The 18,289-nt window shown below is 73.0% G+C and carries 20 protein-coding genes; 9 read left to right on the top strand and 11 right to left on the bottom strand.

Annotation, left to right across the window (positions count from 1 at the left end; all coding sequences use genetic code 11):
• Positions 1–188 precede the first annotated feature (188 nt).
• Positions 189–1,679: a glycoside hydrolase family 3 protein gene (locus ABT245_RS34980; RefSeq protein WP_351741785.1), complete on the bottom strand. Its 1,491-nt coding sequence runs from the start codon at positions 1,677–1,679 to the stop codon at positions 189–191.
• A 469-nt stretch (positions 1,680–2,148) separates the two neighbouring features.
• On the opposite strand from ABT245_RS34980, the gene ABT245_RS34975 reads away from it, so the two are divergent.
• Positions 2,149–2,913: a GntR family transcriptional regulator gene (locus ABT245_RS34975; RefSeq protein WP_351741783.1), complete on the top strand. Its 765-nt coding sequence runs from the start codon at positions 2,149–2,151 to the stop codon at positions 2,911–2,913.
• 283 nt (positions 2,914–3,196) lie between these two features.
• Positions 3,197–4,561: an AAA family ATPase gene (locus ABT245_RS34970; protein ID WP_351741780.1), complete on the top strand. Its 1,365-nt coding sequence runs from the start codon at positions 3,197–3,199 to the stop codon at positions 4,559–4,561.
• Between the two features lie 203 nt (positions 4,562–4,764).
• Here the strand turns inward: ABT245_RS34970 and ABT245_RS34965 are convergent, their stop codons facing one another.
• Positions 4,765–5,535, bottom strand: a complete 771-nt coding sequence (locus ABT245_RS34965; protein ID WP_351741777.1) for a class I SAM-dependent DNA methyltransferase — start codon at positions 5,533–5,535, stop codon at positions 4,765–4,767.
• Between the two features lie 176 nt (positions 5,536–5,711).
• Here ABT245_RS34965 and ABT245_RS34960 point away from each other — a divergent pair, with 176 nt between their 5' ends.
• From ABT245_RS34960 to ABT245_RS34950, 3 genes are all read left to right on the top strand, one after another.
• Positions 5,712–6,707, top strand: a complete 996-nt coding sequence (locus ABT245_RS34960) for a GlxA family transcriptional regulator (protein WP_502982253.1) — start codon at positions 5,712–5,714, stop codon at positions 6,705–6,707.
• A gap of 106 nt (positions 6,708–6,813) precedes the next feature.
• Positions 6,814–7,812 (top strand): type I glyceraldehyde-3-phosphate dehydrogenase, encoded by a 999-nt coding sequence (gene gap, locus ABT245_RS34955; RefSeq protein ID WP_351741772.1) that lies wholly within the window; start codon positions 6,814–6,816, stop codon positions 7,810–7,812.
• A gap of 215 nt (positions 7,813–8,027) precedes the next feature.
• Positions 8,028–8,609 carry a histidine phosphatase family protein gene (locus tag ABT245_RS34950; RefSeq protein WP_351741769.1) on the top strand — a complete coding sequence of 194 codons (582 nt, stop codon included), beginning with the start codon at positions 8,028–8,030 and terminating at the stop codon, positions 8,607–8,609.
• A 77-nt stretch (positions 8,610–8,686) separates the two neighbouring features.
• Here ABT245_RS34950 and ABT245_RS34945 read toward each other — a convergent pair whose 3' ends face one another.
• Positions 8,687–9,127 carry a GNAT family N-acetyltransferase gene (locus tag ABT245_RS34945; RefSeq protein WP_351741766.1) on the bottom strand — a complete coding sequence of 147 codons (441 nt, stop codon included), beginning with the start codon at positions 9,125–9,127 and terminating at the stop codon, positions 8,687–8,689.
• Positions 9,128–9,147: 20 nt separating this feature from the next.
• A complete protein-coding gene (locus tag ABT245_RS34940; RefSeq protein WP_351741763.1) occupies positions 9,148–9,714 on the bottom strand; it encodes a TetR/AcrR family transcriptional regulator in 567 nt (188 codons plus the stop codon).
• Between the two features lie 104 nt (positions 9,715–9,818).
• On the opposite strand from ABT245_RS34940, the gene ABT245_RS34935 reads away from it, so the two are divergent.
• The gene (locus tag ABT245_RS34935; protein WP_351741761.1) at positions 9,819–10,736 is read left to right on the top strand and encodes an NmrA/HSCARG family protein; all 918 of its coding nucleotides are present in this window, start codon (positions 9,819–9,821) and stop codon (positions 10,734–10,736) included.
• 88 nt (positions 10,737–10,824) lie between these two features.
• Here ABT245_RS34935 and ABT245_RS34930 read toward each other — a convergent pair whose 3' ends face one another.
• The 5 genes from ABT245_RS34930 to ABT245_RS34910 all read right to left on the bottom strand — a co-directional run bounded on the left by ABT245_RS34930 (position 10,825) and on the right by ABT245_RS34910 (position 13,931).
• On the bottom strand, positions 10,825–11,589 hold the full coding sequence (locus tag ABT245_RS34930; RefSeq protein ID WP_351741759.1) for a CbtA family protein: 765 nt from the start codon (positions 11,587–11,589) through the stop codon (positions 10,825–10,827).
• A gap of 22 nt (positions 11,590–11,611) precedes the next feature.
• Positions 11,612–11,833, bottom strand: coding sequence for a CbtB domain-containing protein (locus ABT245_RS34925; RefSeq protein WP_351741756.1), 222 nt, complete (start codon positions 11,831–11,833; stop codon positions 11,612–11,614).
• 420 nt (positions 11,834–12,253) lie between these two features.
• Positions 12,254–12,955 carry a nucleoside/nucleotide kinase family protein gene (locus ABT245_RS34920; RefSeq protein WP_502982252.1) on the bottom strand — a complete coding sequence of 234 codons (702 nt, stop codon included), beginning with the start codon at positions 12,953–12,955 and terminating at the stop codon, positions 12,254–12,256.
• Between the two features lie 151 nt (positions 12,956–13,106).
• The gene (locus ABT245_RS34915) at positions 13,107–13,475 is read right to left on the bottom strand and encodes a VOC family protein (protein WP_351741754.1); all 369 of its coding nucleotides are present in this window, start codon (positions 13,473–13,475) and stop codon (positions 13,107–13,109) included.
• Between the two features lie 75 nt (positions 13,476–13,550).
• Complete coding sequence (locus ABT245_RS34910) at positions 13,551–13,931, bottom strand: winged helix-turn-helix transcriptional regulator (protein WP_351741751.1); 381 nt, start codon at positions 13,929–13,931, stop codon at positions 13,551–13,553.
• Positions 13,932–14,076: 145 nt separating this feature from the next.
• Here ABT245_RS34910 and ABT245_RS34905 point away from each other — a divergent pair, with 145 nt between their 5' ends.
• Positions 14,077–14,484 (top strand): RidA family protein, encoded by a 408-nt coding sequence (locus ABT245_RS34905; RefSeq protein ID WP_351741748.1) that lies wholly within the window; start codon positions 14,077–14,079, stop codon positions 14,482–14,484.
• Positions 14,485–14,751: 267 nt separating this feature from the next.
• Positions 14,752–15,570: a siderophore-interacting protein gene (locus ABT245_RS34900; RefSeq protein ID WP_351741746.1), complete on the top strand. Its 819-nt coding sequence runs from the start codon at positions 14,752–14,754 to the stop codon at positions 15,568–15,570.
• 13 nt (positions 15,571–15,583) lie between these two features.
• On the opposite strand, the gene ABT245_RS34895 is transcribed toward ABT245_RS34900, so the two are convergent.
• Positions 15,584–16,369, bottom strand: a complete 786-nt coding sequence (locus ABT245_RS34895) for an SAM-dependent methyltransferase (RefSeq protein WP_351741743.1) — start codon at positions 16,367–16,369, stop codon at positions 15,584–15,586.
• Positions 16,370–16,572: 203 nt separating this feature from the next.
• On the opposite strand from ABT245_RS34895, the gene ABT245_RS34890 reads away from it, so the two are divergent.
• On the top strand, positions 16,573–17,289 hold the full coding sequence (locus ABT245_RS34890) for a type 1 glutamine amidotransferase (protein WP_351741741.1): 717 nt from the start codon (positions 16,573–16,575) through the stop codon (positions 17,287–17,289).
• A gap of 459 nt (positions 17,290–17,748) precedes the next feature.
• On the opposite strand, the gene ABT245_RS34885 is transcribed toward ABT245_RS34890, so the two are convergent.
• Entirely contained in the window at positions 17,749–18,213 is a 465-nt protein-coding gene (locus ABT245_RS34885; RefSeq protein ID WP_351741738.1) for an ATP-binding protein, read from the bottom strand.
• Between the last annotated feature and the right edge of the window lie 76 nt (positions 18,214–18,289).

Raw genomic sequence — 18,289 nt, 5'->3', positions numbered from 1 at the left:
CGTTCAACTTGGACTGGACCAGTTGCGGTGTCAACGATCTCCGCTCGAAGCTGCCCGCCAAGTGCCTGTGAACTGCCGGTCGTTGAGGTCCACGGCCGGTGGCGCCCTGACCGGCGCGGACACGCCGAGGGCCCCGCGGCGCGGTCGCGCTGCGGGGCCCTCGGCCCGGGGACGTCGGGGGACTCAGGTCAGCTCGCGACGATGGTCTCCGCCGCGGCCAGGCCGCAGACCCGGGCGGCTCCGTGCGTGGCGATGTGCACGGCGCCCCGCGGCGGGGACTGCGGAACGCCCATCTCCACCACGACCGTGTCCGGGCGGGCGGCGAGCAGCACATCCAGGCCCGACCGCATCCACGGGTGCCGGTGCTCGTCGCGGACCACGGCGACGATACGGCGGTCGCCCGCCGCCGCCAGGGCGTCGGCGCCCGCGCCCACCCCGCTGAAGGAGCCGCTCGTGGTGCCCGGCAGCAGCCGCTCCAGTTCGCCGGCGACCCCCCACGGGGTCACGTCGCCGACGGCGATGTTCGGAACCGGGTTGAACGTCGCCACGTACACCGGTGCGTCGACCGGTGTCGCCTGCGCCCCGCGCCGCACCCGCAGCGCCCTGCGGGCGGCCACCAGTCCGATCTCCTCGTCGGGTGCCGCCTGTGCCCGCGCGGTACGCCGCGTCGTGGCGGTCCAGCGGGCCAGCCGCCGTACCCGGGCCGCGGCGTCGGCGAGCCGTTCCTCGGGGAGTTCACCGCGGTGGACGGCGGCGACCAGGGCGTCCCGCAGCTTCAGCACCGTGTCCTCGTCGCACAGCCCGCCGCCCACGCAGATCGCGTCCGCGCCCGCCGCGATCGCCCTGACCACCCCGTGCTCCAGGCCGTACACCCCGGCGATGGCCCGCATCTCCATGCCGTCGGTGACGATCAGCCCGTCATAGCCGAGTTCGCCCCGCAGCAGCTCGGTGAGGATGCGGCGGGACAGGGTGCCGGGGCGTTCCGGGTCCAGCGCCGGGACGAGGATGTGTGCGCTCATGACGGCCTGGGTGCCGGCCTCGATGGCGGCGCGGAACGGGACGAGTTCGCGCCCGCGCAGCGTGTCCTCGTCGACGTCGATGCGCGGCACGGCGTGGTGGGAGTCCACGTTGGTGTCGCCGTGCCCCGGGAAGTGCTTGGTGCACGCGGCGACGCCGCTGGACTGCATGCCCCGGACGTACGCCGCCGTGTGCCGCGCCACCAGGTCGGTGTCGGCACCGAAGGCGCGCACGCCGATGACCGGGTTGTCCGGGTCGGCGTTGACGTCGGCGGACGGCGCCCAGTTGAGGTTGACGCCGCAGTCGGCGAGCCGCCGCCCCAGTTCGCGGGCCACGCGCCGGGTCAGCTCGGGGTCGTCGACGGCGCCGAGCGCGTGATTGCCGGGGAACGCGGAACCGGTGTGCACATCGAGGCGGGTGACGTCGCCGCTCTCCTCGTCGATGGCCACCAGCAGATCGTCCCGTTCGGCCCGCAACTGGCCGGTGAGGGCGGCGACCTGCTCCTGGCTGACCACATTGCGGCCGAACAGGGCTACGGAGGCGAGACCTTCACCGACCCGGCGGCGCACCCAGTCCGGTGGTGCGGTGCCGGCGAACCCCGGCTGCAGGACCGCGAGCGCGTCGCGGGTGAGGGTCTCGTTGCCGGTGGCAGTAGTGGTCATCGAAGGCGTCATCCCTTCACGGCACCGTCGGCCAGGCCGCGCGCCGCCGCGTGATGCGGAGGTGGAAAGAGGAGGAGAGGAGACGTGGAGGCGAGGAGGAGAAAAGGGAGAGGAGGGACGGGAAAGGACATGAGGGGCAGCCCGGAACGGCCGCAGGGCACACCGAGGCGGCCGGACCGCGCAGCATCTCCCCCTCCCCCGAAGACCGCCGCCGACCACGCCCGGCGGCTTTTTGCGCACGCCGCCACCGCGCACCGACGGGACCCGACGCGCTAATGGTGTAGACCTGCACGAGGGAGCTTGGCCTAGACTTTTATGCAGCGTCAAGGCTGCCAGGGCGTCGATCTCGACCCTTTGGCGAAGAACGTCTCACCGGGCGCGGCAGCGGACCGCATTCCCCACTTGGACTAGACCACAGCACGGTTGAGGGTTATAACGGGGTCCGGCGACCGAGCCGGGAAGGCAGGCCATGACCACCCACGTCAGCAGCACCCCGCAGCACCGGGCCACGCCCGGCCGCGCGCCACGCGTCCCGAAGTACTACGAGGTCAAGCAGCAGGTCCTCGCGATGACGCGGGCGATGACGCCCGGCTCCAGGATGCCGGCCGAGCGATTACTCGCCGTCCGGCTCGCCACCTCGCGCACCACGGTCCGGCAGGCGTTGCAGGAACTCGTGGGCGAGGGCCGGCTGGACCGTGTCCGGGGCAGGGGGACCTTCGTCGCCCGGCCCAAGCTCCACCGCACCCTCCTGCTCACCTCCCACACCGAGGACATGCATGCCCAGGGCCTCGAACCCGCCTCGCGGGTGCTGGACATCAGTCAGGTCGCAGCGGACGGGAAGCTGTCGGCGCTGCTCGGCGTCGCGGCCGGTGACGGCGTGCTGCGCGTGGAGCGGCTGCGGCTGGCCAGCGGCGAGCCCATGGCCATCGAGACGACACACCTGTCCGCCCGGCGCTTTCCCGGGCTGCACCGGTCCCTGGCCGCGCACCGGTCGCTGTACACGGCGCTCGCCGAGGCGTACGGGGTGTGCCTCGCGGAGGCCGAGGAGGCCATCGAGACCTCGCTCGCCACTCCCCGTGAGGCCGCGCTGCTCGCCACCGAGGTGGGCCTGCCGATGCTGCTCCTGTCCCGTCATTCCCGCGACGCGCACGGCACACCGGTCGAATGGGTCCGCTCGGTGTACCGCGGCTCCCGCTACAAGTTCACGGTGACGCTGACCCGCCCGGCGGACTGAACCCCCGCCCGGCGACGGCCCCTTACCGCTCACCGCCCCGGCCGCCGCACCGCGCGGCACCCGGTTCCCCCTCGGTTCCCCCCGGCCCCGCATCCGCGCGGACGCCCCCGATGCCCCTTCCCCTTCACCGACCTCGCTCTGGCGATGGCCGTGTCCGGCCCGACCCCAGATCCCGACGCATCTCCCCGCGCGGCGAGCGCCATGGCTGTCGGCTCCCCGCGGGCTCACCACCGCCCCGGCGCCCGGACGCCGGGGCAGCACCGAACGACGAAATGGGCGTGAAGTGAGCGATACATCCACGGTGGACGCGCTTGCGGCGGCGCTGGTCCACGCGCGCGAGGCGGCCTGCCTCACCCAGGAGGACCTCGCGGAGAAGTCGGGGCTCAGCGTGCGGGCCATCCGCAACCTCGAAACCGGTCACACCGCACGGCCCCGGAAGCAGTCACTGCTCCTGCTCGCGGGGGCCCTCGGTCTGCCACCCGCCGAAGTGACGCGGTTGCTGCGCGGCTCCCGCGCCGAGCGCCACACCGTGCCACGCCCCGAACGGCCCCCGCAGCCGCTGCCCGCGGAACTGCCCGCGGCGCCCCGCAACCGCCTCGTCGGGCGGGAGCGGATCGTCGCCTCCCTCCGCGCCCATCTCTCCTCGCCGCAGGCCCGCGACCGCGCACGGCCCGCGGTCGTCGTAGGACCGCCGGGCGCGGGCAAGACGTCCCTGGTCCTGCAAGTCGCCCACGGCGTACGCGACCGGTTCCCGGACGGGCAGGTCTTCGTCGATCTGCATCCGGCCTCCGCCGCCCCGTTCACACCCGACCTGCTCGTGCGCCGTATCCTCCGCTCGCTCGGCGAGGCACCCGCCGTGCGGAACCCGGAGGAGGCCGGTGCCCGGCTGCGGGACGCGCTCAGCCGCCGGCACGTCCTCGTGGTCCTCGACAACGTGGACAGCGAGGCGCAGATACGGCCGCTGCTGGTGGACGATACGCGCAGCGCCGTCCTGGTCGCCGCCCGACGTGAACTCCCCGCGCTGCCAGGTCAGTTGACACACCGGATCGGCGCGCTCGGCCCACCGGACGCGCACCGGACGCTGGCGGACCTCGCGGGCGCCGAGCGCACCCGCGCGGAGCCGTCGGCCGCGCTGAGCATCGTGCGCTCCTGCGGGCGGCTGCCGCTGGCCCTGCACATCGCCGGGCTGTGGCTGTCGGCGCGCCCGCACCGGTCGCTGCGCGACCTGGCCGACCGTCTGGTGGACGAGCGGGACCGCCTGCCGTTCCTGCGGGTCGGGGATCTGTCGTTGCAGGCGAGCGTGGCGGCCCGCCACCGGGTCTTACCGGCCCCGATCGCGGCTTCGCTGCGCCGGCTCGGCGCGGTGCGCGGGGACTTCGGCGTCGACGACGTGGTCGGACGCGCGGCGCCGTCCCGGCAGCTCGCGGTGGACCTGCTCGACGAGTTGCTGAGCCGCCAGATCACATATGTCAGCGAGTTCGGCAGGAACGGACACAGCCGCTACCGGTTGTACGACTCGGTGCGCCTGTACGTCGCGTACGGCGGCGAGCGCCCGCCCGGCGACGGCGGCCCGGCCGACCGGGTCCGGCTGCCCCGCCGGTCCGGACACACCCAGCACCGGGTCCGCCGCCTGCGCTCCACCACCTGACCCGCCGGGCCACGACCCCGTATGCCCGGCCCTCTCCCGGCGCGGACCCCCGACGAGATCCGCCAGCGGGGAGCCGGTCGGGCCGCGTCGGCCGTCGACTCGGGTCGCCGTCAGGGCAGTTCGGCGCGGTTCGCGCACGGATCCGACCCGGCCCGGCGATCAGGTGCGCGGACCTCGTGCGCCGCCTTGGCGTCCGCCGCGGTCTACGCCGGCGGGAGCCGGTAGACGGACACATGTGAGCGCGAGTCCGCGGTGAACTCGGCGCCGGTCCAGTCCGCGTGCCTGGTCTCCAGCTCGAACCCGGCGAGCTGGGCCATGAGGTCGAGTTCGGCCGGCCAGATGTAGCGGTGCGGGCTGCGGAACAGCCGCGCCTGATCGCTCTCGTCGAAGTGGAAGTGATGCGACACGGCGCGCTGGTGCAGGACGTCATAGGTGTCGAGCCCGATGTATCCGGCCTCCGCGTGCCACACGGTGGCCCGCCGGCCCGGCGGCAGCTTGCGCAGCTCCGGCACCCACAGCTCGATCACGAACCGGCCACCGGGCCCGAGATGGCGGGCCGCGTTGCGGAAGCACTCGACCTGCTCGGCCTGTGTGAGCAGATTGGAGATCGTGTTGAAGACGAGATAGACGAGGGTGTAGTCACCGGGCGCGACGGTGGTCGCCATATCACCGATGACCACCGGGATGGCCGCTTCGTCCGCCTTGGTGCGCAGTTGCTCCACCATCGGCGGTGACAGCTCGATACCGGTGACGGGGACTCCGCGCGCCGCGAGCGGGACCGCCACCCGGCCGGTCCCGATGGCGAACTCCAGGGCCGCGCCGTCGCCCGCGAGTTCCGCGAGCCGTTCCACGGTCGGCGCCAGCACCTCGGGCGCGAACATGCCTGTGCCGGGGGTGTCGTACCGCTGAGCGGTGTCGGCGTCCCAGATCTTCTGCTGCTGTGTCGCGCTGTCGTCCTCCTGTGTTTCCCGCATGGCGCCACCCTTGGCGATCGGCCGCCGCGGTGTCCAGCCAATATCCGGCGCCGGGCCGGGTCGGTCCGGGTCCGGGTCGGGTCCGGGTCCGGGTCGGGTCCGGGTCGGGTCCGGGTCGGGTCCGGGTCCGGGTCGGGTCCGGGTCCGGGTCCGGGCGCCGGCCGTGCCCGGCCGTCATGCCGAAGCCGCCGCCGGCCCCCGCGTACCCTGTGCGTGTGCCGCCCTCCCGTCTGCAGCGCGTCGCCGTCCTGGTGCTCGACGGCGCGAAACCGCTCGATGTCGGCATTCCCGCGCAGGTGTTCACGACCCGCGCGAGCATGCCGTACGAGGTGCGGGTGTGCGGTGCCGAGCCCGGGCTGGTGACCGGCGGTGACGGCCTGTCGTACCACGTCGCGCACGGCCTCGACGCGCTCGCCTGGGCGGACATCGCGTTCGTCCCCGGCTACCGGTTCCCGGACCGGGACGACCCGCCGCGGGCCGTGGTCGACGCGCTGATCGCCGCCCACGACCGGGGGGCGCGGCTCGCCGCGATCTCCACCGGCGCCTTCGCGCTCGCCGCCACCGGGCTGCTCGACGGCAAACGCGCCACCACGCACTGGCACTACACGCGGGCGCTGGCGGCGCGGCATCCGCTGGTCCGGGTCGACGAGAACGTGCTGTTCGTCGACGAGGGCGACATGCTGACGTCGGCGGGCGCGGCCTCCGGCATCGACCTGTGCCTGCACATCCTGCGCCGCGACCTCGGGGTGGCCGCGTCCCATCACGCGGCCCGGCGGCTGGTCGCGGCGCCCTATCGCAGCGGCGGTCAGGCGCAGTACGTGCCGCGCAGTGTTCCCGAACCGCTCGGCGAGCGGTTCGCCGCGACCCGCGAATGGGCGCTGCACCGCCTGGGCGAGCCCCTGACCCTCGATGTGCTCGCCCGGCATGCGGCGGTCTCGCCGCGCACCTTCTCGCGGCGCTTCGTCGAGGACACCGGGTACACGCCGATGCAGTGGGTCCTGCGCGCCCGTATCGACCTCGCCCGTGAACTGCTGGAACGTTCGCAGCTGAGCGTGGAGCAGATCGCCGCCGACATCGGTCTGGGCACGGGCACCAATCTGCGGCTGCACTTCCAGCGCATCCTCGGCACCACCCCGAGTGAGTACCGGCGCACCTTCACCCAGGGCGAATAGGTTCCCGGCGCCGCATGGCGTGATCCTTTCGAACCATGGCACTCACGCCGCTGCCGACGGCGGGCGCCGCACGCGAGGCTGGGGGCGAACCGAAGGGACACCATTCATGACTCGCATCGCCGTCAACGGATTCGGCCGCATCGGACGCAATGTGCTGCGCGCACTGCTGGAGCGCGACAGCGACCTCGATGTCGTCGCCGTCAACGACCTCACGGAACCCGCGGCCCTCGCGCGGCTGCTCGCCTACGACACGACGGCCGGCCGGCTCGGCCGGCCCGTGACCGTCGACGGGGACGCCCTCGTCGTCGACGGCCGGCGCATCAGGGTGCTCGCGGAACGTGAGCCGGAGCGACTGCCCTGGGCCGAACTCGGCGTGGACATCGTGCTGGAGGCGACCGGCCGCTTCACATCGGCCAAGGCCGCCGGCGCCCACCTCGCCGCGGGCGCGAGGAAGGTGCTCGTCGGCGCGCCGTCCGACGGGGCCGACGTGACGCTCGCGTTCGGTGTGAACAACGACGCGTACGATCCGGCCGCGCACACCATCGTCTCGAACGCCTCGTGCACGACCAACGCGCTCGCTCCGCTGGCCGCGGTGCTCGACGAACTCGCCGGCATCGAGCACGGCTTCATGACGACCGTGCACGCCTATACGCAGGAGCAGAACCTCCAGGACGGCCCGCACCGCGACGCCCGCCGTGCCCGCGCCGCGGCCGTGAACATCGTGCCGACCACGACGGGTGCCGCCAAGGCGATCGGTCTCGTGCTGCCGAACCTCGACGGCAAGCTGTCGGGCGACTCGATCCGGGTGCCGGTGCCGGTGGGCTCGATCGTCGAACTCAACACGACCGTCGCCCGCGAGGTGACCCGTGAGGAGGTGCTCGCGGCGTACCTGGCCGCGGCACGGGGGCCGCTCGCCGGCATCCTCGAATACTCGGACGACGCGCTAGTCTCGTCCGACATCACGGGCAATCCCGCCTCCTCGATCTTCGACTCGGCTCTCACCCGCGTCGACGGCCGGCATGTCAAGGTGGTGGCCTGGTACGACAACGAGTGGGGCTTCTCGAACCGGGTGATCGACACACTGGAACTCCTCGCCTCCCACTGACCGGCGTCGTAGTCCGACAGCGCCGCGTAGGGGCGCGGGGTTGGGTCGATATGCGGCTCCGCCGCGATGGGGGTCCCGGTTCTTCGAGCGGAGCCGAGGGCTTGGGGGAACGACCGGCCAGGACGGCGCCGCGGACGACTGACGGCACATCGCCGTGCTCCCGGTGGAGCGCCTAGGCTCGCGGGCACACCCTTCCCGGCGGCAGGAGCGATGTCATGACCAGCCGAGTGTTCCTCGTCTCCCCCGCCATGAGCGTGTCGCTGCGGCAGGCCCGCTTCGACGACGGCGCCCCGATCGAGGAGAGCGGCGCGCGCCGGGCCCGCTCGGCGGCCGGTTCACTGCCCCCGGCGGGCCGCGTTCTGGCCTCGCCGAGCGTGCGCTGCCGGGAGACGGCCGTGGCGCTCGGCCTGAACGCCCTCGCGGCCTTGGAGTTGGCCGGTCTCGACGCGGGGCGCTGGCGGGGCCGCACCCTGGACGAGGTGGGCGCCGCCGCACCGGAGGCGGTCGCCCGCTGGCTCGGCGATCCGGACGCCGCGCCGCACGGCGGCGAGTCGGTGCGGGAGTTGTGCGGACGGATCGCGCGCTGGCTGGCCGGCATCGCGGACACGGACGGCCCCACCCTCGCCGTGGTCGAGCCGGAGGTCGTACGGGCGGCCGTGGTCCATGCGCTGGACCTGCCCGTGACGGCGTTCTGGCGCCTCGACGTCCCCCCGCTGACGGCGACCGAACTGAGCGGCCGGGCCGGCCGCTGGAATCTGCGGCTGGGCCGCCCGCCGACCGCGCCCGAGGCCGACTGAGCGCTCAGCCAAAAATGCCGCGATGTGCCGTCGCTCGTCTGCGTCACCGTCGTGGCCGGCCGCTCCCCCAGGCCTGCTCAGTGCGGCTTGCGCACCATGTACACGTCCACCGGGTCCTCGGTCTCCACGGTGAACCCGTGCCGCTCGTACAGCCGCCGGGCCGGGCTGCCCTGAAGGACGTTCAGCCGGACCGGGAGACCGTCGCGGTCGCACCGCTCAAGGAGTTCACCCAGCACGCCCGAGCCGATGCCGTGGCCCTGAAGGTGCGGGGCCAGATAGAAGTGCTCGAGCCAGTGGGCGTCCACGGCCGGGCGCAGCGCCACACAGCCGGCGAACACGCCGCCCGCCTCGATCGCCCAGGTGTGCCCCGGGTCGAACGCGTCGCGCAGCCGCTGCCGTACCCGCCGCGCGTCGTAGCGTCCGAGGCGTTCCAGGTCCGCCCGCAGCACGACCGCGCGCAACTGCGCCGCCGCCTCGACGTCCGACACCGACGCCGACCGCAGGTTCCAGTCCGCCATGGCTTCCGCTCTCCTCGTCGTCACCGCCGCGGGCTGACTCCCGCCACGGTCAGGGCCAGCAGCCGGTCCGCCTCGCCGGCGGGGTCCGGATGGTGCTCCGTGGCCAGGGCGATCCCGGTGACCAGTGTGACCAGGTCGGCGACGGTCACGCCCGGTGCCACGGCACCGTCCCGGGCGGCGCGGCGCAGCAGCGGGTCGACGGCCTCGGTGAGCCTGGCCGAGCAGGCGTCGACGTGTCCCGCGTCCGAGTCGCCCGCCGGATCCTGGGCGAGTACGGCCGCCATCCCGCGGGCGGACGCGGCGTACGCGGTGAGGGCGGCCAGCCACTCAATCAGCGCGGCCCGGCTGTCGGCGGCACCGGCCAGGTCACGGGCGCGGGCGCACAGGTGCTCGATCCGCTCCCGGAAGACCGCCTGCAAGAGGGCGCTGCGGCTGGGGAAGTGCCGGCGGACGGTGGCCGAGCCGACTCCGGCCGTGCGGGCGATCTGCTCCAGGGACGCGTCGGCGCCGTGCGCGGCGACCTCCTCCTCGGCCACCGCGAGGATGCGCGCGTAGTTGCGCCGGGCGTCCGCACGCTGGACGGGCATGGCGTCACCTCGGAGTTTGCTAATCGGCGGGGCCCTCCGTATCTTACCCGAGAAGAAACGGCGGGCCCCGCCGTTTAACTTATGGGCAGCATGGGAGAAGCATCATGCCGACAGATCCCGCACCCGTCCTGGTCACCGGTGCCACCGGCCGGCAGGGCGGCGCCACCGCCCGCGCCCTGCTCGCGGCGGGTGTTCCCGTCCGCGCGCTGGTCCGCGACCCCGCAACCGACCGGGCGAAGGCCGTCGAAGCGCTCGGTGCCGAGCTGGTCGCCGGTGACCTCGACGACCGCGGCTCCGTGGTCCGGGCCGCCGAAGGGGCCCGCGCCGTCTTCTCGGTGCAGATGCCCGACCTGAACGGACGTGGTTTCGAGGGCGAGTTCGCGCAGGCCGTCCATCTGATCGAGGGCGCGCTGGCCGCCGGCGTACCGCAGTTCGTGCACACGTCCGTGTCGGGCGCCGGGCAGCACACACAGAGCCCCGGCTGGGCGGAGGGCCGCTGGGCCGCGATGGAGCCCTACTACTCCACGAAGGCCGGGATCCAGGACCGCGTCCGTACGGCGGGCTTCGCGCACTGGACGCTCATCAAGCCGGGCTTCTTCATGGAGAACTTCCTGCCCGGCGAGGCGTTCCTGTTCCCCCGGGGCGTCGAGGGCGGTCTGGTGAGCCTGCTGAAGCCGGGCACCTGGCTGTCGCTCGTGGCGGTCGACGACATCGGGGAGGCGGCGGCCGCCGCCGTCGCCGCACCCGAGCGGTTCCACGGCGTGGAACTGGAGCTGGCCGGCGACTATCTGACGATGAACGACATCGCCAGGACGCTCTCCCGCGTCCTGGGAACGGAGCTGACCGCCCCCGACATGACCCTGGAGGAGGCCACCGCCGCCGGGATGCCCGCCATGGGCACCGGGCACGACCGGCTGAACGAGACCGGCCAGCCGGCTCGCCCAGAATACGCGCGGGCCCTCGGTATCCCGCTCACCGGCTTCGAGGAGTGGGCGCGGCAGCACCTGCGCGCCTCGGCCTGACACCGCTGCGTGCCGGGCGCCGCCGCCGGCGGGCCCCGGACGGTTCCGAGGGCCCTGGCGGGCCGAGCACACGGCGCGGGCGCGGTCCTCAGCGCGCGGCCGGAACCGCCTTTGACGTAGCCGCCGTTGCGGGCTCCGGGTGCAGCAGCCGCTCGGCCGACTCCGCGAAGAGCAGTCCGAATCCGCCCCACAGGACGGCCTGGACGGCCAGCGTGGACAGCCGGAACCGCCACAACAGGGAGGCCGGGAAGCCCGCCGGCACCTCGTCGACGACCGGCAGGAACGCATACGCCAGACCGATCACCACGACGAACGCGGTCACCGCAACGACGGTGGCGTGCCACGGGCCGAGCCGGGACGCGAGCCGCCGGCCCAGGATGGTGGCGGCGATCGCGAGGAGCACGCTGAGCAGCATCATCAGGAAGTACAGGGCGGTCCGCCTGCCGAGGGTGTCGGAATCGCCCACCGACGGCGGGTTGGCCGGGTACTTCAGGAACGGCACGACGTACACGGCGAGCAGCGCGCCGCCGGACAGCAGCAGCGCCGTCGCCCGCGGGCCGAACCGGCCCACACGCCCGAGGGCGAAACAGAAGGCGAGCGCGGCGATGCCGCCGAAGGCGACCCCGTGCACGAGGACACCGGTGGCGAGGCCGGCGGTGGACTGCAGGGAACGGGAGACGACCTCCGTCTCATGCTCGTGGGCGTGGGTGTGGGCGTGGGCGTCCTCGAAGCCGATCGCCTTGTCGACGCTCGGCTCGCCGAGGAAGTACGCCACGATCAGGGCGAGTACGCCGGCCGCGAGGCCGGCGAGCATGCCCCGCAGAAGCAGGCCTCGTACGGTTGCGGAGTTCATGGGCGGGCTTCGTCCCCTCGCGTCAGTGGCAGGGGAAGCCGAGCAGATGGCGGGCGTCGTGCACCCATTCATGGACGCCTGTGCCGCTGACCACGGAGGTGGCGCCCTGCTCGGCGCCGACGAAGTAGAGCAGGACCAGCATCAGGATGCCGAAGAAGACCGCCCAGGGGGCTATCGCCTTCAGCGGCAACGTGGCGGGAACGGAAGGAGTGGTGGCTGACGGCCGGGCGACATGCTGCGCCATGGCGGACCTCCTTGGGGAGTTCGCGTCCCCTCTCGGTGGTGCACAGGACGACGGCCACGGGTCTGACTCACGAGCGGCCCAGGGGCGCTCGCACACAGTGGCGCGACCGTGCCGGATTCCCACCGGCTTCCGTCGTACCGTCGTCGATGTCGCAGCGACCGTACCGCGTGCCACGTGCGGCGCCAAGACCACGCCCGCCACCATCGCCACGGCCACCGCCCGGCGGACCCGCCACGCGGCCACCGCCCGGCAGACCGACGAACCGGCAGATCGGCTTTTCACCCCACCGGCCTTTCGACAGACCGGCCTCTCGCCCCACCGGCCTCTCGCCCCACCGGCCTTTCGCCAGACCGGCCTCTCGCCCCACCGGCCTTTCGCCAGACCGGCCTTTCGACAGAGCGACAGAGCGACAGCCGATGGTCACCCTGCGGCCGGGACGTCCTGGTCCGCGCCGTACGGCACCGGTGCGAGGTGCGGCGGGGCGAACACCAGGTCGGCCCGGTCCGCCGTGGCCGCGATGAGGTCGGCGTTTCGCTGGTCGGTGCCCAGCGACCACGCGCGGGCCTCGGCGAGCGGTTTGCCGTAGGCGACATGCCGCTGGATGAGCCGGTCCAGCCGTGTCTCCTCGTCGGTGGCGACGTACCACGTCTCGTCGATAAGCGCCTTGACACCCGCCCAGGGGCCGTCGTCCAGCAGCAGATAGTTGCCCTCGGTGATGACCAGGGGCGTCCCGGCCGGGACCGGGATGGCGCCGGCGACGGCCTCCTCGAACGCGCGGTGGAACCGCGGGGCGTAGACACACTCCCCCGTCGGTTCGCGCAGTCGGCGCAGCAGTGCCGCGTACCCCGCGGCGTCGAAGGTGTCCGGTGCGCCCTTGCGCTGCCGGCGGCCGAGCCGTTCCAGTTCGCTGTTGGCCAGGTGGAAGCCGTCCATGGGCACCACGACGGCCGTGTCCGGGCCGAGCACGGCGGCCAGGTGCGAGGCCAGCGTGGACTTTCCGGAACCCGGTGCGCCGACGATGCCCAGCATCGCGCGCCGTCCGGACCCGGCGAGGGCCCGGGCCCGTGCGCACAGGCCGGGGAAGGGCATCACGTCAGGGGCACCGGCGGGGACGGCTGTCATGGGACGACTCGCACGACGGGTGGTCCTCCGGCTGAGGGTGTCTGATGTGCCCGTCACGCTAGACGCCGCTCAGGCGCTCGGCAAGGCCGGGACGTCGCCCGTGCGGCGCCGGAACCCCGGTCGGCGTCGCCCGCGGTCGGTGTTCCCGGCGTCAGCGCGCGGTCACGCAGAAGGGGTGGCCGGCCGGGTCCGTGAAGACCCGCGACCGCTTCTCGTGCGGCTGGTGCGCCGGCTTGGCCGCGCCCCACTTCAGCAGCAGGGCCTCGGCTTCGTCGAGGTCGTCGACATCGAAGTCGAAGTGGAGTCGCTGGGGCACCGTCTGGTCGGGCCAGTGCGGGGCCCGGTAGTCGTCGACCCGTTGGAAGCCGATGGTGAACCCGTCCTCGCGGGTGATGCCGGCGAAGTCGGCATGGGACTTCGGGTGCGGCTCGTATCCGGTGACGCGCTGATAGAACGCGGCCAGTTCCCGTGGGTCGGCGCAGTCGAGGGTCACCGCGGTCAGTGTCATCCGCAGGGGCATGGCAACTCCGTCTCAGCCGTCGTGCAGGGGTCCGAACTCGTGGGGGTCGTACCGTGGCGATCCGTGTTTCGGGCGTCAGGTGTCGAAGCGGCTGCGGGAGGCCTCGATATGGCCGAGGTAGCGGTGGGTCCAGGCGCACATTCCGTCGACGGTCGCCCTGAGGCCCCGGCCAGGCTCAGTGAGGGTGTACTCGACCCGCGGGGGCACGGTGGGGTGCACGGTCCGCTCGACCAGGCCGTTGCGCTCCAGCATGCGCAGGTTCTGGGTGAGCATCTTGTGGCTGATGCCCTCGATCTCGTTTCGCAACTCGCTGAAGCGCAGGGTGCGTTCACCGAGGGACTCGATGATCAGGAACGCCCACTTGTTGGCGACGTCCGAGAAGATCTCCCGCGCAAGGGAGTCGGCGCGGGTGAGGTCCGCGTCATCGGGCGTGCCCTTGAGTTGCTTGGTCACCATGAGGTTCCCCAGTCACCGAAAAGTGCGTTCTTCCATGTCAGCGACCACTCTCCTACGGTTTCCGAGTAACCACAAGAGAGCACGAGGCGCTGCGCCCCCTGCGCAGGCGGTCCTCGGGCCCGACGGACACAAGGAGTCAGCACACATGGCCATCACCCTCGTCAACCCCGGCGGACTGCCGGAGATCGATGTCTATCGGCAGGTGTCGGTGGCGTCCGGCTCGAAGCTGGTCTTCATCGCCGGCCAGGTCGCCTGGGACGCGGACGGCGTCACGGTCGGCAAGGACGACCTCGCCGCCCAGGTCGAGCAGTGCTATCTCAACGTCGGCACCGCCCTGTCCGCGGTCGGCGGTTCCTTCCACGACGTGGCCAAGCTGACCGTGCATGTCGTGGACTGGACCGCCGACAAGATGCCGCTGCTGCTGGCGGGCATCGACCGGGCGGCGGCGCGTCTCGGCGTCACCCCTGTACCGCCCGCCACTCTGCTGGGCGTGGCGGCGCTCGACATACCCGAGCACCTGGTCGAGGTGGAGGCCGTCGCGGTCCTCGACTGAGCCCGGGTCGTAAGCCGGCCTGGAGGCTGACGCCGGTCTCGCGGACGAGATCGCCGGCGGGCCCGTCCACGGGGATGGCGTACCCGCGCGGGGCGATGGTGCGGATGCGGTGGCTGCCGTCCTCGGCGGTCCGGTACGTGGCCCGCAGCCGTGCCTCGTCGGCGTGGCCGCCCTCGCGGCCGGTCTGTCGCCCGTGCCTCTCACCGCCCGGGCCCCGGGTGCTGCGCACGAGGCTCGCCCTAACTAAAGTTAGGCTAACCTTTCTTCATGCCAAAGATCCCCCGACTGATGCCGCAGCACCCCCGTATGTTCCGCGCCGAGGTCGTACGCACCGAGCGTGTCTCCCCGTCCATGCACCGGGTGACCGTCACCGGCGCGGACCTCGGCGAGTTTCCATGGCTGGGTTACGACCACTGGTTCCGCCTGTTCCTGCAACTGCCCCATCAACACCGGCTGCGGCTGCCGGAGTTCACCGGGTCGCGCTGGTGGCAGCCGTACCTGGCCATCCCGGAGGAGGAACGGCCGCACTGCGCGAACTACACCGTGGCCGGCTTCCGCCCCGACGCCGCGGAGTTGGACATCGACTTCGTCGTGCATCTCGGCCCGACGGGCGAACTCGACGGAAGGGCCGCGATCTGGGCGTGCCGCGCCCGGCCGGGTGACGCGCTCGCCCTGCTGGACCAGGGCCTGCTGTTCGACTGCCCGCCGGACGCCTCCGAGGTCCTCGTCGTGGCCGACGAGACCGGTCTGCCCGCCAGCACCGGCATCCTGCGTTCCCTGCCACGGGACACGGTCGGGCGGCTCATCCAGGAAGTGCCCACCGCCGGGGACGTACGCGCACTCGACGCGCCGGCCGGGATGAGCGTCACCTGGGTGGTCCGCGAGGACGGCGGCACCGTACCCGGCACCGCCGCGCTCGGCGAACTCCTGCGGCACGCCCCCGCCGACGCGACCGGTTACGCCTTCGTGGTCGGCGAGTCGAGCCTCGCCACCGAGGGACGCAGGCATCTGCACCGGTCGGGTCTGCCAAAGGACCGCATCACATTCTCGGGCTTCTGGAAGCACGAGACGGCCGCAGCCGCCTGACCGGCGGCCCCGGTCAGCGGATACGGGCCACGGCGGCGTAGATGCCGCTCTCCTCGGGCGCGGGCGGCGCCGACCGGAACCACTCGGGAGCCGTCACCACCCCCGGCTCCACGAGGTCCAGGCCGTCGAAGAAACGGCCGACCTCCGCGCGGGTGCGGAAACCGAGCCGTATGCCGCCCTTGGCGTACTCGGCCGTCACCTGCCGGGCCTGCTCCTCGAAGAGGTCAGAGGCGGCGTGCGAGAGGACCAGGTGACTGCCCGAGGGGAGCGCGTCGAGCAGATTGCGCACGATGCCGTACGGGTCCTGGTCGTCGGGGACGAAGTGCATCAGCGCGATCAGCGACAGGGCGATGGGGCGCTCGAAGTCGAGCACGCCCCGGGCGTGTTCGATGATCTGCTCGGGGCTGCGCACGTCCGCCTCGATGTAGTCGGTGACGCCCTCGGGACGGCTGACCAGCAACGCCTCCGCGTGCGCCAGCACGATCGGGTCGTTGTCGGTGTAGACGACCTTCGCGGTCGGCAGGACCCGCTGGACGATCTGGTGCAGATTCGGTTCCGTGGGAATGCCGGTGCCTATGTCGAGGAACTGGTCGATGCCCTGCTCGGCGAGCCAGGCCGCCGCGCGGTGCATGAACTCACGGTTCTGCCGGGCGGCGTCATGGGCCTCGGGCGGCAGTTTCTCCCCCACCGCCTCGTCCACGGGGTAGTTGTCCTTGCCTCCCAAAAGCCAGTCGTAGACCCTCGCGGGGTGTGCCTTGCTGGTGTCGATCTTGCGGGGGCCGGGGGTGCCGGTCGTCATGACGGACTCCGTCGCTCAGGTGGACCAGTGAGCACTGGTGATCAACGAAGTCTGGCACACCGTCGCACCCGCGGGAACGCATGGGGGCGGCTCCGCGCCGCGGCCCGCGGCCCCGCCCGTCCGGCCGCGTCCGGGGTGACAATGAGCTGGGCGGATCCGGACGATCGAGCGGACCGGCGGCGGCCGGAGAGGAGCGGGCGATCATGGGCAGGACGGCCACGGTGCTGGCGGTGCGCAGCAGTGCGGGCTCGGGGCCCGGACGCTGGGGGCGGTGGCTGGCCCAGGGCGGGGTCGGGGTCGAGGTGGTGCGCGCGGACGCCGGCGCCGCGGTGCCGCGCCGGCTGGCGCACTCGGCGCTGCTGGTGCTGGGCGGCGGGTATCTCCCGGACGACGACGAGCGGGCACCGTGGCTGGCGGCGACCCGTGAGCTGATGCGGCAGGCGCTCACGGACGGGAGGCCCGTCTTCGGGATCTGCCTCGGCGGCCAGATGCTCGCGCAGGTGGCGGGCGGGCGGGTGGCCGGGGACCACGGTGCGCCGGAGTTCGGCAGCACGGTGCTGACGATGCGGCCGGAGGCGGCGCGGGACCCGCTGTTCCAGGGGCTGCCCGAGCATCCGAGCGCGCTGGAGAACCATGTGGACGCGATTGTGGCGCTGCCGGCCGGGGCGCACTGGCTGGCCGGCAGCGAGCGCTGCCCGTATCAGGCGTTCCGCGTGGGCGAGGCGGCATGGGGCGTGCAGTTCCACCCGGAGGCCGGACCGGAGCGGATACGGCGGTGGCCCGAGGAACGGCTGCGGCGCCACGGCATGGACCGGGCGGAGCTGCACCGGGTGGCCGCCGACCGGGATCCGGCCACCGCCCGCACCTGGCGCGAGGTGGCACTACGGTTCGCGGCGCGGGTACGGCAGCACCGAACGTAACGCGCAAGCACCTGGCCCCAGCCACGACCGGAGCGAAGTGGGCGGCACGCCCGCGTTACGTGCGGCCCCCCACACTCACCAACGGCCCGGCGACGACACCCCGAACCCGCACACAGCAACCACGCCCCCGGAACACCCGCCCCTCCCAGGAAGGCCGCGGCCCCCTGATCCGACCGGCGCCGCCGCAACAGCCCGCCGCGAACGCCTGGCCCGAGGCACGATCCGAGCCGAGCAGCCGGACCTCACACACCCGCCCCGGACTACGAACTCAGCGGCACACCCGCGTTACGTGTTGCTCCCCACCCCGAACCCGCACACAGCGGCCACGCCCCCCTTTTCCAGGAAGGCCGCGAACCCCTGATCCGACCGCCGCCGTACCACCGGCTCGTGCCGGGCGGTGCCTTGGGGGTGCTCCGCGCAGTGGGGCTCTTTCCTCGTTCCCCGCCTGCGGCGCCTCGTTCAGGCCCGCGCCGCGGTTGCGCCGCATTCCAGGTCCGCCCAGACGACGCGGCCCTTGCCGTCGGCCGCCTCGCCCACGCCCCAGGCATCGCTGAGCCTGCTCACCAGCAGCAGGCCGCGCCCGCCCTGGTCGTCCGCGTCCGGCTCACGCACCGCCGGGACGCTCGCGGCGCGCCGCTCGTCCTCCACCTCGATCCGCACCCGCTCGCCGCGCACATGCACCCGGCAGGTGATCCGGCTGCCGCCGGAGTGGGCGATCGCGTTGGTGACGAGTTCCGACACGACCAGGAGCGCGTCGTCGGCCTGCTCGTCAGCGAGGCCCCAGCCTGCCAGCAGGGTGCCCACGAGGCAGCGGGCCTGCGCGACGCAGGCCGCTCCGGCCGGCAGACCGAACTCCTCGGAACGGGGGGCCGGCCGTTGAGCCGCACACCCCATGGCCGGATGCGGGAGAGGGAGCAAGGCCATTGCGGTACGCCCTTCGCCTGGCTGCGCCGTGGTCGGGCAGGTCCGTGTCACATCGGTGTCGACACGCGGCCGGCGA

The organism is Streptomyces sp. NPDC001508 (assembly GCF_040298665.1).
GTDB lineage: Bacteria > Actinomycetota > Actinomycetes > Streptomycetales > Streptomycetaceae > Streptomyces.
This window is presented reverse-complemented; position numbering and strand designations above follow the sequence as displayed.

Excerpts from the sequence above, each read along its gene's own strand:
- gap (WP_351741772.1), top strand. The coding sequence starts at position 6,814 with ATGACTCGCATCGCCGTCAACGGATTCGGCCGCATCGGACGCAATGTG.
- ABT245_RS34980 (WP_351741785.1), bottom strand. The coding sequence starts at position 1,679 with ATGACCACTACTGCCACCGGCAACGAGACCCTCACCCGCGACGCGCTC.
- ABT245_RS34905 (WP_351741748.1), top strand. The coding sequence starts at position 14,077 with ATGGCCATCACCCTCGTCAACCCCGGCGGACTGCCGGAGATCGATGTC.
- ABT245_RS34900 (WP_351741746.1), top strand. The coding sequence starts at position 14,752 with ATGCCAAAGATCCCCCGACTGATGCCGCAGCACCCCCGTATGTTCCGC.
- ABT245_RS34920 (WP_502982252.1), bottom strand. The coding sequence starts at position 12,955 with ATGACAGCCGTCCCCGCCGGTGCCCCTGACGTGATGCCCTTCCCCGGC.
- ABT245_RS34950 (WP_351741769.1), top strand. The coding sequence starts at position 8,028 with ATGACCAGCCGAGTGTTCCTCGTCTCCCCCGCCATGAGCGTGTCGCTG.
- ABT245_RS34945 (WP_351741766.1), bottom strand. The coding sequence starts at position 9,127 with ATGGCGGACTGGAACCTGCGGTCGGCGTCGGTGTCGGACGTCGAGGCG.
- ABT245_RS34890 (WP_351741741.1), top strand. The coding sequence starts at position 16,573 with ATGGGCAGGACGGCCACGGTGCTGGCGGTGCGCAGCAGTGCGGGCTCG.
- ABT245_RS34935 (WP_351741761.1), top strand. The coding sequence starts at position 9,819 with ATGCCGACAGATCCCGCACCCGTCCTGGTCACCGGTGCCACCGGCCGG.
- ABT245_RS34895 (WP_351741743.1), bottom strand. The coding sequence starts at position 16,369 with ATGACGACCGGCACCCCCGGCCCCCGCAAGATCGACACCAGCAAGGCA.
- ABT245_RS34910 (WP_351741751.1), bottom strand. The coding sequence starts at position 13,931 with ATGGTGACCAAGCAACTCAAGGGCACGCCCGATGACGCGGACCTCACC.
- ABT245_RS34960 (WP_502982253.1), top strand. The coding sequence starts at position 5,712 with ATGCCGAAGCCGCCGCCGGCCCCCGCGTACCCTGTGCGTGTGCCGCCC.
- ABT245_RS34885 (WP_351741738.1), bottom strand. The coding sequence starts at position 18,213 with ATGGCCTTGCTCCCTCTCCCGCATCCGGCCATGGGGTGTGCGGCTCAA.
- ABT245_RS34925 (WP_351741756.1), bottom strand. The coding sequence starts at position 11,833 with ATGGCGCAGCATGTCGCCCGGCCGTCAGCCACCACTCCTTCCGTTCCC.
- ABT245_RS34930 (WP_351741759.1), bottom strand. The coding sequence starts at position 11,589 with ATGAACTCCGCAACCGTACGAGGCCTGCTTCTGCGGGGCATGCTCGCC.
- ABT245_RS34940 (WP_351741763.1), bottom strand. The coding sequence starts at position 9,714 with ATGCCCGTCCAGCGTGCGGACGCCCGGCGCAACTACGCGCGCATCCTC.
- ABT245_RS34975 (WP_351741783.1), top strand. The coding sequence starts at position 2,149 with ATGACCACCCACGTCAGCAGCACCCCGCAGCACCGGGCCACGCCCGGC.
- ABT245_RS34915 (WP_351741754.1), bottom strand. The coding sequence starts at position 13,475 with ATGCCCCTGCGGATGACACTGACCGCGGTGACCCTCGACTGCGCCGAC.
- ABT245_RS34965 (WP_351741777.1), bottom strand. The coding sequence starts at position 5,535 with ATGCGGGAAACACAGGAGGACGACAGCGCGACACAGCAGCAGAAGATC.